We start from the raw sequence: 13,414 nt of genomic DNA, 5'->3' as shown, positions 1-13,414 counted from the left end.
ACCGTCGTGTGTCCGATCACGCCCTTGCCCCTCGGTGCGCGTCCGCCCACGGCCGTGACGTGAACGCCCGGCTCACGCTCAAGACGGCGCGGCAGCGGTAGTCCCAGCAGACGCGCGGCTGTCGTGTGTGAGAAGACCCACGTCTCCGGCATCCGTGTCGCGTACGACTCGCACTCGGCTCGCAGGCCTGCCGCACCGACCGGGACGCGCACACCGTGGAACGGGGAGCGGAGGTCCGATCGGCGCAGACGGGAGCTCGGGATGCCGGCACTCAGTGCATCTGCGACGGAGAACGGGCGACCGCTGTGACTGGGCGGGAGCGGGCGGGGCGAGCGCATCCACGGATCGTCTCTGCATCCGGAGCCAGCGCGGCGAGACCCAGGGTGTTCGTGGAGAGCCCCGCACCGCGGTGCACGAGGGAGGAGCGAACGTCCAGATGAACGGTCGCAACACGCCGCGCCGCCTGCTGAGGTGACGGCGTGTTGCGTCCGTTCAGGAGTGCGGACGGGGCCGGTTCCAGGCACTCCGAGTTGTGGGGGTCCGTCACGACGGCGTTGTATGACAGGCACGATGCCGGGGCCTCCGGCGCGGGTGGTAATCTGGGCCTGTGCGGAACGCTCGCCTTCTCCTTAGCGGCCGCGACGAGTCCTAGTCTCAGGCCTCCCTCGTCGCGGAGTTCGTCGCGGGCCCCATCCCTTACGGGCGCAGTCCCCTTCAGGAGAACAGAGCAATGAGCAATCCCGACGTATCCGGCATCCCCGACCGCCCGCGCACCCTCGCTGAGAAGGTGTGGGACGACCACCTCGTCGTCAAGGGCGAGGACGGCCAGCCCGACCTCATCTACATCGACCTGCACCTGGTGCACGAGGTCACCAGCCCGCAGGCGTTCGACGGTCTGCGCGCCGAGGGTCGCCCCGTCCGCCGGCTCGATCTGACGATCGCGACCGAGGACCACAACACGCCGACTCTCGACATCGACAAGCCGATCGCCGACCTGACCAGCCGTACCCAGATCGAGACGCTGCGCCGCAACGCCGCGGAGTTCGGCGTGCGCCTGCACTCGCTCGGCGACAAGGAGCAGGGGATCGTCCACGTGGTCGGCCCGCAGCTCGGCCTCACCATGCCGGGGATCACCGTGGTGTGCGGCGACAGCCACACCAGCACCCACGGCGCGTTCGGGGCCATGGCCTTCGGCATCGGCACGAGTGAGGTCGAGCACGTCCTGGCCACGCAGACGCTGCCGCTCAAGCCGTTCAAGACGATGGCCATCACCGTCGAGGGCGACCTCAAGCCGGGCGTCACCGCGAAGGACGTCATCCTCGCGATCATCGCCAAGATCGGCGCCAACGGCGGGCAGGGCTACGTGCTCGAGTTCCGCGGCAGCGCCATCCGCTCCCTCTCGATGGAGGGGCGCATGACCATGTGCAACATGTCGATCGAGGCGGGCGCGCGCGCCGGCATGATCGCGCCCGACGACATCACGTTCGACTACGTGAAGGGCCGCGATCACGCGCCGAAGGGGCAGGACTGGGAGGATGCCGTCGCCTACTGGCGGACCCTGCCCAGTGACGAGGGCGCCGTCTACGACGCCGAGGTCTACCTCGACGCGAACGAGCTCGAGCCGTTCGTCACGTGGGGCACGAACCCCGGACAGGGCGTCATGCTCTCGGACGTCGTGCCCACCCCCGCCGACATCGCCGATCCCAACGAGCGCGCCGCCGCCGAGCGCGCGCTGGAGTACATGGACCTCGTCCCGGGCACGCCGCTCAAGGACGTGCCCGTCGACGCCGTGTTCATGGGGTCGTGCACCAACAGCCGCATCGAGGACCTCCGCGCCTTCGCGTCCGTCATCGAGGGTCGCACCAAGGCCGACGGCGTGCACGTCATGGTCGTTCCCGGCTCGGCCCGCGTCCGGCTCGAGGCCGAGGCCGAGGGTCTCGACAAGGTCTTCACCGACTTCGGCGCGGAGTGGCGCTTCGCCGGCTGCTCGATGTGCCTCGGCATGAACCCCGATCAGCTCGCACCGGGGGAGCGCTGCGCCTCGACCAGCAACCGCAACTTCGAAGGCCGTCAGGGCAAGGGCGGCCGCACGCACCTGGTCTCGCCGCTCGTCGCCGCCGCGACCGCCGTGCGGGGCACGCTGTCGAGCCCGAGCGATCTCGACCCGATCCCGGCACACGCCGCGACCGAGACCGTGGAGGCCTGACATGGAGAAGTTCACCACCCACACCGGCATCGCCGCGCCGCTGAAGCGCTCCGCGGTCGACACCGACCAGATCATCCCGGCCGTCTACCTCAAGCGCGTCACCAAGACGGGATTCGAAGACGCCCTTTTCGCCAACTGGCGCCAGGACCCGGCGTTCGTCCTCAACCAGCCCGCGTACCAGGGTGCGAGCGTCCTCGTTGCAGGACCGGACTTCGGCACCGGGTCGAGCCGTGAGCACGCCGTCTGGGCGCTGCGCGACTTCGGCTTCCACGTCGTGCTGAGTTCGCGGTTCGCCGACATCTTCCGCGGGAACGCAGGCAAGCAGGGCCTTGTCGCGGGCGTCGTGTCGGAGTCGGACATCGAAGCGATCTGGGCGGCCATCGAGGCCGAGCCCGGTATCAGCATGACCGTCGATCTGCAAGCCCTCCGGGCCACGATCGGCGACATCGAGGTCGCTTTCGACATCGATGATTACACTAGGTGGCGGCTTCTCGAAGGGCTCGACGACATCGGGCTCACGCTGCGGGACGAAGAAAAGATCTCGCAGTTCGAGGCTCGCCGTGAGGCATGGCGGCCGCGGACACTACCCGTTCCGTAAGCCAGGACGCTCGCCCCGATCGGGCGCGCGACCCGCCCCCAGCCTGCCCTCGAACACACAAGTGAGGTCCTCCGGATGAAGTCCGCCCTTAGCGTCACGCCCGACCGATCAGCCGGAGAAGAGCCGGAAGGCGATGTCCTCGCCATCCGGGGGGGGCGTCCGCTGACCGGTCGAGTCGAGGTCAAGGGTGCGAAGAACCTGGTGACCAAGGCGATGGTGGCGGCGCTCCTGGGCGGCACGACGAGCACGCTGCGCGACGTCCCCGACATCAGCGACGTGAAGGTCGTGCGCTCGCTCCTCGAGGTCCACGGCGTCAAGGTGTGGGACGGCGAGGACGAGGGCACCCTGCACTTCGACCCGAGCGGGGCTGTCGCGGCGCACTTCGAGGCGATCGACGCGCACGCCGGGGCATCCCGCATCCCGATCCTGTTCTGCGGCCCGCTGCTGCACCTGCTCGGCGAGGCGCTCATCCCCGACCTCGGCGGCTGCCGCATCGGCGACCGTCCGATCAACTTCCACATGGACGCGCTGCGCGCGTTCGGTGCGGTCGTCGACAAGAGCTACGAGGGCATCCGCATCACCGCCCCCGACGGCCTGCACGGCGCGAACATCGAGCTGCCGTACCCCAGCGTCGGCGCGACCGAGCAGGTGCTGCTCACCGCGGTCAAGGCGAAGGGCACGACCGAGCTGCGCAACGCCGCGATCGAGCCCGAGATCATGGACCTCATCGCGGTGCTCCAGAAGATGGGCGCGATCATCTCGTATGAGCCCAACCGGGTGATCCTCATCGAGGGCGTCGACGAGTTGCGCGGCTACGACCACCGGGCGATCTTCGACCGCAATGAGGCCGCCTCGTGGGCCTGCGCCGCTCTGGCCACCGACGGCGACATCTTCGTCGGCGGAGCCAAGCAGCAGGAGATGCTGACGTTCCTCAACGTCTTCCGCAAGGCCGGCGGCTGGTTCGACGTGCACGAGGACGGCATCCAGTTCCGTCGCGACGGCGCCCTCAAGCCCGTCGTCGTCGAGACCGACGTCCACCCCGGCTTCATGACCGACTGGCAGCAGCCGCTCATCGTGGCGCTTACGCAGGCGACGGGCACGTCGACCGTGCACGAGACGGTGTACGAGAACCGCCTCGGCTTCACGCAGGCCCTCGTGCAGATGGGCGCCGACATCGTCGTGCACCCGCAGGGCATCGACTCGGCCGACCGCCGCGTCCCGCGCCGCGCGCTCGAGCAGGCCGCAGTCATCAACGGCCCGACGCCGCTGCACGCAGCCGACGTCGAGGTCCCCGACCTCCGCGGCGGCTACAGCTACGTGATCGCCGCCCTCACCGCCGAAGGCGAGTCGGTCGTCCGAAACGTCGGCATCATCCGTCGCGGCTACGAGAAGTTCCTCACCAAGCTCGACGACCTCGGCGCCGACTTCGACGTCATCGGATAACGCGGTGGCTCCCTCGTCGCCGATGCCGCCGGCCTCTCGTGAGAAGTCCCGGCCTAGCGTCTTCTGGCCCCTCGCCGCCATCGCCGCGCCCTTGATCGCGCTGCTGTTCAAGCTCGAGATCGAGGGCGCCGAGAAGCTTCCCCGCGAGGGAGCCTTCGTGCTCGCGCCGAACCACTACTCCGAGGCCGACCCGCTCGCGGTCGCCCTCGCCGTGTGGAAGGCCGGGCGCGCACCGCGGTTCATGGCCAAGGAGAGCCTCTTCCGGGTGCCGGTGCTCGGCTGGGTCCTGCGGGGCACGGGCATGGTTCCGGTTGCGCGGTCCTCGTCCGCGGCATCCGCCCGTCAGACGCTCGAGACGTCGCAGACGCTCGTCCGGCTCGGCCGCGGGGTCATCGTCTACCCGGAGGGCACGCTCACACGCGAACCCGACCTGTGGCCGATGCGCGGCAAGACCGGCGCGGTGCGCCTGGCGCTGGAGGGCGGCATCCCCGTCATCCCGATGGCGCAGTGGGGCGTGCAGCAGGTGATGCCCCGCTACGGCAAGCTGCGGCTGTGGCCGCTGCGCCGCCGGGTGAAGGTGCTCATCGGCGATCCGGTCGATCTGTCGGCCTTCCGCAAGGAGGGGCAGCAGCCCAACCTGGCCGCGGCGACCGACCACGTGATGGCCGCCGTCGCAGCACTCCTGTCCGAGCTGCGCGGCGAGCCCGCGCCCGCGACGCGCTGGAACCCGGCCGAGCACGGCCAGAAGGAGACGGGTCGCCTTGAGTCGTAGACAGGAACCCGCGCGCCCGCGCGTCGCGGTCATCGGCGCCGGCAGCTGGGGCACGACGTTCGGCAAGATCCTCGCCGACGGCGGCGCGGACGTCGTGATGTGGGCACGCCGACCCGAGCTGGCGAGCGAGATCCACGAGGCCAAGCGCAACAGCGAGTACCTGCCCGGCATCAACCTGCCGCGCAGCATGGACGCCACGCACCACTTGTCCGAGGCGCTCGAAGGCGCCGAGCAGGTCTACCTGTCGATCCCGAGCCAGGCCGTGCGGCAGAACCTGAAGGCCGTGCGTCCGCTCGTCGAGCAGAACGACGTGCCGATCGTCTCCCTCATGAAGGGCGTGGAGCGGCGCACCGGTCTGCGCATGAGCCAGGTCATCGAGCAGGAGCTGGACTGCGACCCGGCCCGCATCGCGGTCGCGTCCGGCCCGAACCTCGCCCTCGAGATCGCGCGCGAGCAGCCCACCGCGGCGGTCATCTCCTCGACGAGCCAGGAGACGGCCGAGGCGGTCGCGCGACTCGCCCGCAACTCCTACTTCCGCACGTTCGTCAACACGGACGTGATCGGCACCGAGTTCGGCGGCGTGCTGAAGAACCTCATCGCCGTCGCCATCGGCATCGTCGACGGCGTCGGCTACGGCGAGAACACGAAGGCGTCGATCATCACGCGCGGCCTCGTCGAGATGACGGACTTCGCGGTGGCCTTCGGCGCGCACCCCGAGACTCTGCAAGGTCTCGCCGGTCTCGGCGACCTCATCGCGACGTGCCAGTCGCCGCTCAGCCGCAACAACACCGCCGGGCGTCTGCTCGGACAGGGCTACCGCTTCGACGACGTCGTCAAGCAGATGAACCAGACCGCCGAAGGCCTCGCCTCGGTGGCGCCCATCCTGCAGCTCGCGCGGGAGGTCGGCGTCGAGATGCCGATCGTCGAGCAGGTCAAGATGGTGCTCGACGGAACCATGAACCCGCGCGACATCGCGCCCCATCTCACGACAGACGATGACACCCCGCAGGGGGAGAGGACGCAGAATGGACAGGCCGGCGGTGGCGGTGCTCTTTGGCGGTCGATCCAGCGAGCACTCGATCAGTTCCGCAACGGCGGGCGGGGTGCTGCGGGCGATCGATCGTGATCGCTACCGGGTGATCCCGGTCGGCATCACCCGCGACGGCGTGTTCGTCCTCGAGGACGACGACCCCGACAAGTTCGCGCTGGACGCCGAGCGGCTCCCCGAAGTCGTCGACAACGGCACCCGCGTGCTGTGGCCGGAGGGTGGGGGCGATCGCACGCTGCGTGTACGGCGCGCCGACGGCTCCATCTCCGAGGTCGGCACCGTGGACGTGGTGCTGCCGATCCTTCATGGCCTGCACGGCGAGGACGGCACCGTCCAGGGCTTCTTCGACACGCTCGGGATCCCGTACGCCGGCGGCGGAGTGCTCGACTCCGCGCTGTGCATGGACAAGCACTTCATGAAGATCGTGCTCGAGGCCGCCGGCGTGCCGGTCTCGCCGTGGGTCACGGTCACCAGGCAGCGCTGGGAGCGCGATCCCGAGGGCGTGCGAGCGGATGCCGCAGCCCTGGGCGAGCCCACTTTCGTCAAGCCCGCGCGCGCCGGGTCGAGCGTCGGGGTGTCCAAGGTCCACGATCCCTCGGAGCTGGCCGACGCCCTGGCGCTGGCGTTCGCGGAGGACGACAAGGTGCTGATCGAGTCGGCGATCGTCGGCCGCGAGGTCGAGGTCGCGATCCTCGAGGGCCGCGGCGGCGCGGCGCCTCGCGCGTCGCTGCCGGGCGAGATCGTCCTCACGACCCGTGAGTTCTACGACTTCGAGGGCAAGTATCTCGGCGGCGACGGAGCCGAGGTGGTGTGCCCGGCCGACCTCGACGACGCCGAGATCGCGGCGATCCAGGAGCTCGGGGTCCGCGCATTCGAGGCTGTGGACGGGCGCGGCCTCGCCCGCGTCGACTTCTTCCTCGCGGCGGACGGCCTGTACGTCAACGAACTCAACACGATGCCCGGCTTCACGCCGATCTCGATGTTCCCGAAGTGCTGGATCGCCTCCGGCATGACCTACCCGGAGCTGCTCACCGAGCTCGTCGACACCGCGCTGGAGCGGGCCTAGCCCTCGTCCGCGGGACGCTCGGTGCAGGCCGAGCCGTCGGTCGGAAGCAGGTCGGCGATCGCCGAGAGGGTTTCGATGACGTCGGCGCTGGCGACCTTCTCGCTGTCCAGGTAGACCTCGACGGCCGGGACGCGGCCGAAGGTCGTGAACCGGTACTGCGGGGCTTCCGCGTCGTCGATGATCCAGTCGACGCCGTTGCGCGTCTCGCAGGGGAGCGTGGTCGGCCCCGGGGGTGTGACGCCGCACGTCAGCAGGATCGTCGCGGGGTCGCCCCACGCGCCGGTCGCCTGCGCGTCCGTCCAGCGGCGCGCCTGTCCGCCGAGATCTCCCGGAAGACGGACAGTGACCTCCGCGCACTCCGGGCTGTTCGCCTCCGGAGCGGGCTCGAGCGCCACGGGACTCGCGCAGCCGGCGATGCCCACGCACGCGGCCAGCGTGATCGCGGCGGCGAGGAGTCGGCGCGATGGGATCACTCCTCCAGGCTACCTTGGGGGGATGAGTGCCTCCGATCCGTCCGTGGGCGAACTGAGCGAGGTCGCCATCCTGCGCACGATCCTCGACGGGCTCGGCCCCTCGCGCGCGCTGGTCGGCCCCGGCGACGACGCGGCTGTCATAGCCGCCCCCGGCGGACGCGTGGTGGCCACCGTCGACACCCTCGTGCACGGCCCGGACTTCCGCCTCGCGTGGTCGAGCGCCTATGACCTGGGGTGGAAGGCCGCTGCGGTGAACCTCGCCGACGTCGCCGCCATGGGGGCCGCACCCAGCGCGCTGCTCGTCGCACTCGCGATGCCCGACGAGACACGGCTGTCGTTCGTCGAAGGGCTCGCGGCGGGCCTGCGTGCCGCCTGCGACGAGCTCGCGCCGGGCTGCGCGGTCGAAGGCGGCGACCTCACGGTCTCCGACACGCTCACCATCGCGGTGACAGCTCTGGGCACGCTCGACGGCGTGGAGCCCGTGCTGCGGTCGGGTGCGCAGGTCGGGGATGTCGTCACGGTGGCCGGTGAGCTCGGCGCCGCCGCGCGCGGCCTGCGGGTGCTGTTCTCGCGATTCACCGACGCGTCGGGCGACCCGATCCCCGTCGACGAACACGACCTCACCGACGAGGAGGCGGCCGATCTCGCGGTGCAGCTGCGGCCGTCGCCGCCGGTGTCCCTCGGACGCGAGGCCGCCCGCGCCGGCGCCACGGCGATGATGGACGTCTCGGACGGCCTGGTCCTGGACGCCTCACGCCTGGCCGCGGCATCCGGGGTCACCGTCGCCGTCGATGCGGCGGCACTCGGCTGGGACCCGGGTTCCGCGCTGTCCGGCGGAGAGGACCATGCCCTCCTCGCGACCTTTCCCTCCGCGGCGGACCTTCCGCCTGGGTTCCGGGTGGTCGGTCGGGTGATCGCGCGGCAGGACGACCTCGTCCTGGTCGACGGCCGTGCCTTCGACGGGCGCGGCGGCTGGGACCCCTATCGGGACTGGGATGCCGGACGCGGCTGAGCCGGTCAGATCGTGGTGACCCACCACAGGGTCGTGTCGCCGTAGCGCTTGTCGCGCTGATGCGTGAGCTGCGCAGGGAGCGTCGGCTCAGGGGATCGCTTCGCGCGCTCGACGATGACCGTTGCATGCGGGGTGAGCGATCCTGCCAGCAGCTCGAGGACGTGCGTGAGCTCGGACTCGGGCAGGTCGTACGGCGGGTCGATGAAGACCAGGTCGAAGGGCCCGCGGGGGACCTGCAGGTAGGCCACCGCCGAGCTGCGATGGACGGCGATCGCGGCATCCCGCCCCACTGACTTCACCACCCGGTCGGCGTTGCGTTGCGCGGTCGTCGCGGCGCGCGGCGCTTTCTCGACGAGGTCGGCGGATGCCGCGCCCCGGCTGATCGCCTCGAGTGCGAGCGCGCCCGAGCCGGCGTACAGGTCCAGCACGGCGGCACCGCGGACCAGGTCGGCGGACTCGAGGGCGCCGAACAGCGACTCGCGGACGCGGTCGCTGGTGGGACGGGTCCCCGCGTCGGGGACCTCGAGGGTGAGGGAACCGGCGCGGCCGGAGATGATGCGCGTCACACCGTCACGATATCCGGCGCTCAGGCAGACGGTGCCGCCGGAGCGTCCTCTTCGCGCAGGCGGGGCTCGGTGCGGTACTCCGGGCGCATGCCCGACTTGTCGGCGTAGAAGGCGCGGATGACGTCCATGTCGGCGCGGACGTCTCCGGTCAGCTCGATCGTGGGACCGAGGCCGGTCGTCATCGTGGTCCGGTCGACGTAGCCGAGCGTGACGGGCAGCCCGGTCTCGCGCGCGATCCGGTAGAAGCCCGACTTCCAGTACGCGCCGGCGCCGCGGGTGCCCTCGGGCGTGACGACGAGTCCGAACTTCTCGCCGCCGCGGATGCGGGCGACGACGTCGCTCACGACGCGCGAGGGATCGGACCGGTCCACCGGGATCCCGCCGAGCTTGCGCATGAGCGGCCCACGCCAGCCGTCGAACAGGCTGGCCTTGCCGAGCCATCGGACGTGGATCCCCAGGCGCCACGCGATCGCGAGCATGAGCGCGAAGTCCCAGTTCGACGTGTGCGGCACGCCGAGGAGGACGGTGGGTCGGGCGGGCGCGGGCTCGGTGGACAGCGTCCAGCGGCTGCACGCCCAGTAGAGGCGGGACACGAGACGTCGGAGCATCAGGTCACCGTACGCCACGGCGCTGGGGTAACGCCGACAGTCGCGCGTCGCCGGTCGAATCTAGACTCGACCCATGCCGTCGTTCACCCTCGAGTCGCGCCTGGACGGCGCCGTGGGCGGAAAGACGTCTTCGGCTCTCGAGCGCGCGTTCGGCATGCGGACCGTGGGCGACCTGCTGTCGCACTATCCCCGACGCTATGCCCGGCGCGGCGAGCTGACGCAGATCTCGTCCCTGCCCGTCGGCGAGGCCGTCACGATCGTAGCCGAGGTGCGCCGGGCGAACGAGCGACGCATGCAGAACCGCAAGGGGTCGCTGCTCGAAGTCGTCATCAGCGACGGCCAGGGCGACCTCTCGCTGACGTTCTTCAACCAGTCCTGGCGCATGAAGGATCTCGTGCCGGGCCGGCGCGGAATCTTCGCCGGGAAGGTGGGGGAGTATCGCGGCGCCAAACAGCTCGCGCACCCGGATTACGAGCTGTTCGACGACGAGGCCACCGCGCGGATGACGGCCGAGGCCAACGCGAACCTGCCCATCCCGATCTACCCCGCCACCAGCACCGTCGCGAGCTGGCAGTTCGCGAAGATCGTCGAGCTCGTGCTCGACGGGCTGGGGGAGGTGCCCGATCCCCTTCCCGACTGGCTGCGCGAGCGCCATGGCCTGCTCGAGGCGCGCGCCGCGATCGAACGGATCCACCGGCCCGCGTTCGAGGACGAGATCGAGCCGGCGCGCGCGACGCTGCGCATGCACGAGGCGTTCGTGCTCCAGGCCGCCCTGCTGCAGCAGCGCGCCTTCGTCCGTGCGCTCTCGGCCACCCGGCGGACGCCCGGCCCGCTCCTGGAGCGGTTCGACGACGCGCTGCCCTTCCCGCTCACGCCCGACCAGGTCAGCGTGGGCGAGCAGGTCGAGCGCGACCTGCAGGGCGACTGGCCGATGAACCGGCTGGTGCAGGGCGAGGTCGGCTCGGGCAAGACCCTGGTGGCGCTGCGTGCCATGCTGCAGGTCGCCCAGAGCGGCGGGCAGTCGGCCCTCATCGCGCCGACGGAGGTGCTGGCCGGACAGCACCTGCGCTCGATCGCCCGGATGCTCGGACCCCAGCTCGCTCCCGAGCTCATGCCGACGCTGCTCACCGGTCAGATGCCCGCCGCGGAGCGCCGCAAGGCCGCGCTGCGCGTCGCGTCGGGTCAAGCCCGCATCGTGGTGGGGACGCACGCCCTGCTCAGCGAGAGCACGACCTTCGCCGATCTGGGGCTGGTGGTCGTCGACGAGCAGCACCGCTTCGGGGTCGAGCAGCGCGAGTCGCTGCGCGCCAAGGGCTCGTCGCCGCACGCGCTCGTGCTCACCGCCACGCCGATCCCGCGGACGGTCGCGATGACGGTGTTCGGCGACCTCGACGTGTCGACCATTCGCACCATGCCGGCCGGTCGCGCCGGCATCCAGACCTACGTCGCTCCGCTGGCCGAGAAGCCCGCCTGGTTCGCGCGGGTCTGGGACCGGATCGCCGAGGAGGTCGCGCAGGGCCGGCAGGCCTTCGTGGTGTGCGCGGCGATCGACGCCGAGACCCTCGCGAAGGATGACACCGCCGATGAGCCGGTGGGCGATGCCGCGATCGAGCAGACGAAGACCCGCTGGGGCGTCGTGCAGGTCGCCGACCTGCTGTCGCGGCATCCGTCGTTCTCCGACATCCGGGTCGAGATCCTGCACGGCAAGATGCCGTCCGACGAGAAGGATGCCGTGATGCAGGCGTTCGCCCGGGGCGACGTCGACGTGCTCGTCGCGACGACCGTCGTCGAGGTCGGCGTGGACGTCCCCAACGCGTCGACGATGGCGATCCTCGAGGCCGACCGCTTCGGCGTCTCGCAGCTGCATCAGCTCCGCGGCCGCGTCGGGCGCGGCGGCGTGCCGGGCCTGTGCCTGCTCGTGACGGAGGCCGGAGTCGGCTCGCCCGCTCGGGAGCGGGTCGAGGCGGTGGCCGCGACGCTGGACGGCTTCGAGCTCGCCGAGGTCGACCTCGACCTGCGCGGCGAGGGCGACGTACTGGGCGACGCCCAGTCGGGTGCCCGGTCATCGCTGCGGCTGCTGCGCGTCGTCAAGGACGCCGACATCATCGCCGAAGCGCGCGTCGCCGCCGAGCGGGTGCTCGACGACGATCCGGCGCTGCTGCGCCACCCCGGTCTCGTCGCCGCGCTCGATCGGCGCGTGGGCATGGAGGAGCGGGCCGCGCTCGCGAAGAACTGACGCGACCGGGCGCTGCCGGACGGCCGATAGGCTGACGACATGAACAGCCGGATCGCCGTGGTCCCCGGGTCCTTCGACCCGCCGACCCTCGGGCATCTCGACGTCATCCGCCGCGCCGCCTCGCTGTACGACCAGCTGCACGTGCTGGTGGTCCACAACCCCGGCAAAGAGGCGATGCTCCCCATCGCGCAGCGGCTCACCCTGCTCGAGCAGTCCATCGCCGAGAGCGGCATCGAGGGGGACGTCATCGTCGCCTCGTGGAGCATGGGCCTGCTGGTCGACTACGCGACGGATGTCGACGCCGGCGTGCTCGTGAAGGGTATCCGCTCCCAGGTCGACGTCGCGTACGAGACGCCCATGGCGATCGTGAACCGCCATCTCGCGCACGTCGAGACGGTGTTCCTGCTGCCCGACCCCGCGCACGCCCTGGTGTCGAGTTCCCTCGTGCGCCAGGTCGCATCCCTCGGCGGCGACGTGTCGCCGTTCGTGCCCGCCGCGGTCGCCCGCTTCCTCGACACCGGCGCGCACCAGGGCTGAGGGTTCCCGGTCCCCGCACAGGGCCGCCCCACTACGATGGGTGATCGTGGTCAGACAGCATGTGACGGGTCCTTTCGTGATCCGCGTCAAGGACATCATCCGCAGCCCCGGTGAGATGCGGGAGCACTCCTTCGAGGTTCCCGCGCCCGAGAAGTGGGGCGAGGGCCTGGTGGCGGTCGAAGCCGGCGTCCCGATCGATCTGGACGTTCGTCTCGAGTCCGTCCACGAGGGCATCCTGGTCTCCGGAACGGCGGACACCGAGTACGCCGGTGTCTGCAGCCGATGCCTCACGGACATCGCCGAGGGCCTCCAAGTCGAGTTTCAGGAGCTTTTCGCGTATCCTGGAGAGGAAGCAACTGACTTCGAGGTTCAAGACGACCACGTGGATCTTGAAACTCTGGTCAGGGATGCGATTGTCCTGTCGCTTCCGTTTCAGCCGGTGTGTCAGCCGGATTGCCCCGGCCTCGATCCGGCCACGGGTGAGCGACTGACCACGAGCACCGGTGCAGAGCAGCGTGAGCCCCTCGATGTTCGCTGGGCCGCGCTCCAGGACTACACCACAGACCACGACGACGACGCCCCGCGCGCCGGCGCCGAGAACACAGAAGAGAGCTAGCCATGGCAGGTAACCCCCCGAAGCGGAAGGTCTCCCGTTCCAACACGCGCTCACGTCGCGCGCAGTGGAAGGCGGCGCCCATCACGCTGACCACCACCGTCGAGAACGGCAAGACCGTCTACAGCCGTCCCCACCAGGCGAAGGTCGTCACCGACTCGCAGGGCACCGAGCTGTTCCTGGAGTACAAGGGCCGCAAGGTCGCCGACGTCTGATCGCCCGACCGGCGACGTGAC

Annotated in this window: 14 protein-coding genes; 11 read left to right on the top strand and 3 right to left on the bottom strand. The window is 70.6% G+C overall.

Going from position 1 to position 13,414, the window contains the following annotated elements:
- The first annotated feature begins 730 nt into the window (after positions 1-730).
- From leuC to ASD56_RS10940, 6 genes are all read left to right on the top strand, one after another.
- Positions 731-2,206 carry a 3-isopropylmalate dehydratase large subunit gene (gene leuC, locus ASD56_RS10965; protein ID WP_055965524.1) on the top strand — a complete coding sequence of 492 codons (1,476 nt, stop codon included), beginning with the start codon at positions 731-733 and terminating at the stop codon, positions 2,204-2,206.
- Between the two features lies 1 nt (position 2,207).
- The gene (gene leuD, locus ASD56_RS10960) at positions 2,208-2,804 is read left to right on the top strand and encodes a 3-isopropylmalate dehydratase small subunit (protein ID WP_055965522.1); all 597 of its coding nucleotides are present in this window, start codon (positions 2,208-2,210) and stop codon (positions 2,802-2,804) included.
- Between the two features lie 75 nt (positions 2,805-2,879).
- Positions 2,880-4,247: a UDP-N-acetylglucosamine 1-carboxyvinyltransferase gene (murA, locus tag ASD56_RS10955; RefSeq protein WP_055965519.1), complete on the top strand. Its 1,368-nt coding sequence runs from the start codon at positions 2,880-2,882 to the stop codon at positions 4,245-4,247.
- Between the two features lie 22 nt (positions 4,248-4,269).
- A complete protein-coding gene (locus ASD56_RS10950; protein WP_055965927.1) occupies positions 4,270-5,019 on the top strand; it encodes a lysophospholipid acyltransferase family protein in 750 nt (249 codons plus the stop codon).
- A complete protein-coding gene (locus ASD56_RS10945; RefSeq protein ID WP_055965517.1) occupies positions 5,009-6,145 on the top strand; it encodes an NAD(P)H-dependent glycerol-3-phosphate dehydrogenase in 1,137 nt (378 codons plus the stop codon). The genes ASD56_RS10950 and ASD56_RS10945 overlap by 11 nt, the downstream gene beginning before the upstream one ends.
- The gene (locus ASD56_RS10940; protein ID WP_055965514.1) at positions 6,045-7,133 is read left to right on the top strand and encodes a D-alanine--D-alanine ligase family protein; all 1,089 of its coding nucleotides are present in this window, start codon (positions 6,045-6,047) and stop codon (positions 7,131-7,133) included. The genes ASD56_RS10945 and ASD56_RS10940 overlap by 101 nt, the downstream gene beginning before the upstream one ends.
- On the opposite strand, the gene ASD56_RS10935 is transcribed toward ASD56_RS10940, so the two are convergent.
- Entirely contained in the window at positions 7,130-7,606 is a 477-nt protein-coding gene (locus ASD56_RS10935) for a DUF3515 family protein (protein ID WP_157535962.1), read from the bottom strand. The genes ASD56_RS10940 and ASD56_RS10935 overlap by 4 nt on opposite strands.
- A 22-nt stretch (positions 7,607-7,628) precedes the next feature.
- Between ASD56_RS10935 and thiL the strand changes: the two genes are divergently transcribed.
- Positions 7,629-8,618, top strand: a complete 990-nt coding sequence (gene thiL, locus ASD56_RS10930; protein ID WP_055965512.1) for a thiamine-phosphate kinase — start codon at positions 7,629-7,631, stop codon at positions 8,616-8,618.
- A gap of 5 nt (positions 8,619-8,623) precedes the next feature.
- Here thiL and rsmD read toward each other — a convergent pair whose 3' ends face one another.
- Entirely contained in the window at positions 8,624-9,184 is a 561-nt protein-coding gene (rsmD, locus tag ASD56_RS16395) for a 16S rRNA (guanine(966)-N(2))-methyltransferase RsmD (RefSeq protein WP_055965509.1), read from the bottom strand.
- Between the two features lie 20 nt (positions 9,185-9,204).
- Entirely contained in the window at positions 9,205-9,792 is a 588-nt protein-coding gene (locus tag ASD56_RS16390; RefSeq protein ID WP_055965923.1) for a 1-acyl-sn-glycerol-3-phosphate acyltransferase, read from the bottom strand.
- A 73-nt stretch (positions 9,793-9,865) separates the two neighbouring features.
- Between ASD56_RS16390 and ASD56_RS10915 the strand changes: the two genes are divergently transcribed.
- The 4 genes from ASD56_RS10915 to rpmF all read left to right on the top strand — a co-directional run bounded on the left by ASD56_RS10915 (position 9,866) and on the right by rpmF (position 13,393).
- Positions 9,866-12,028 (top strand): ATP-dependent DNA helicase RecG, encoded by a 2,163-nt coding sequence (locus ASD56_RS10915; RefSeq protein WP_055965506.1) that lies wholly within the window; start codon positions 9,866-9,868, stop codon positions 12,026-12,028.
- Between the two features lie 39 nt (positions 12,029-12,067).
- Entirely contained in the window at positions 12,068-12,565 is a 498-nt protein-coding gene (gene coaD / locus ASD56_RS10910; RefSeq protein ID WP_055965503.1) for a pantetheine-phosphate adenylyltransferase, read from the top strand.
- A gap of 61 nt (positions 12,566-12,626) precedes the next feature.
- Entirely contained in the window at positions 12,627-13,181 is a 555-nt protein-coding gene (locus ASD56_RS10905; protein WP_055965921.1) for a YceD family protein, read from the top strand.
- A 2-nt stretch (positions 13,182-13,183) separates the two neighbouring features.
- Complete coding sequence (gene rpmF / locus ASD56_RS10900; RefSeq protein ID WP_055965500.1) at positions 13,184-13,393, top strand: 50S ribosomal protein L32; 210 nt, start codon at positions 13,184-13,186, stop codon at positions 13,391-13,393.
- Positions 13,394-13,414 lie beyond the last annotated feature (21 nt).

The organism is Microbacterium sp. Root166, assembly GCF_001427145.1.
Lineage (GTDB): Bacteria > Actinomycetota > Actinomycetes > Actinomycetales > Microbacteriaceae > Microbacterium.
This window is presented reverse-complemented; position numbering and strand designations above follow the sequence as displayed.

Coding starts and splice junctions, on each gene's coding strand:
- leuC (WP_055965524.1), top strand. CDS start 731: ATGAGCAATCCCGACGTATCCGGCATCCCCGACCGCCCGCGCACCCTC.
- leuD (WP_055965522.1), top strand. CDS start 2,208: ATGGAGAAGTTCACCACCCACACCGGCATCGCCGCGCCGCTGAAGCGC.
- murA (WP_055965519.1), top strand. CDS start 2,880: ATGAAGTCCGCCCTTAGCGTCACGCCCGACCGATCAGCCGGAGAAGAG.
- ASD56_RS10950 (WP_055965927.1), top strand. CDS start 4,270: ATGCCGCCGGCCTCTCGTGAGAAGTCCCGGCCTAGCGTCTTCTGGCCC.
- ASD56_RS10940 (WP_055965514.1), top strand. CDS start 6,045: ATGGACAGGCCGGCGGTGGCGGTGCTCTTTGGCGGTCGATCCAGCGAG.
- thiL (WP_055965512.1), top strand. CDS start 7,629: ATGAGTGCCTCCGATCCGTCCGTGGGCGAACTGAGCGAGGTCGCCATC.
- ASD56_RS16390 (WP_055965923.1), bottom strand. CDS start 9,792: ATGCTCCGACGTCTCGTGTCCCGCCTCTACTGGGCGTGCAGCCGCTGG.
- ASD56_RS10915 (WP_055965506.1), top strand. CDS start 9,866: ATGCCGTCGTTCACCCTCGAGTCGCGCCTGGACGGCGCCGTGGGCGGA.
- coaD (WP_055965503.1), top strand. CDS start 12,068: ATGAACAGCCGGATCGCCGTGGTCCCCGGGTCCTTCGACCCGCCGACC.
- rpmF (WP_055965500.1), top strand. CDS start 13,184: ATGGCAGGTAACCCCCCGAAGCGGAAGGTCTCCCGTTCCAACACGCGC.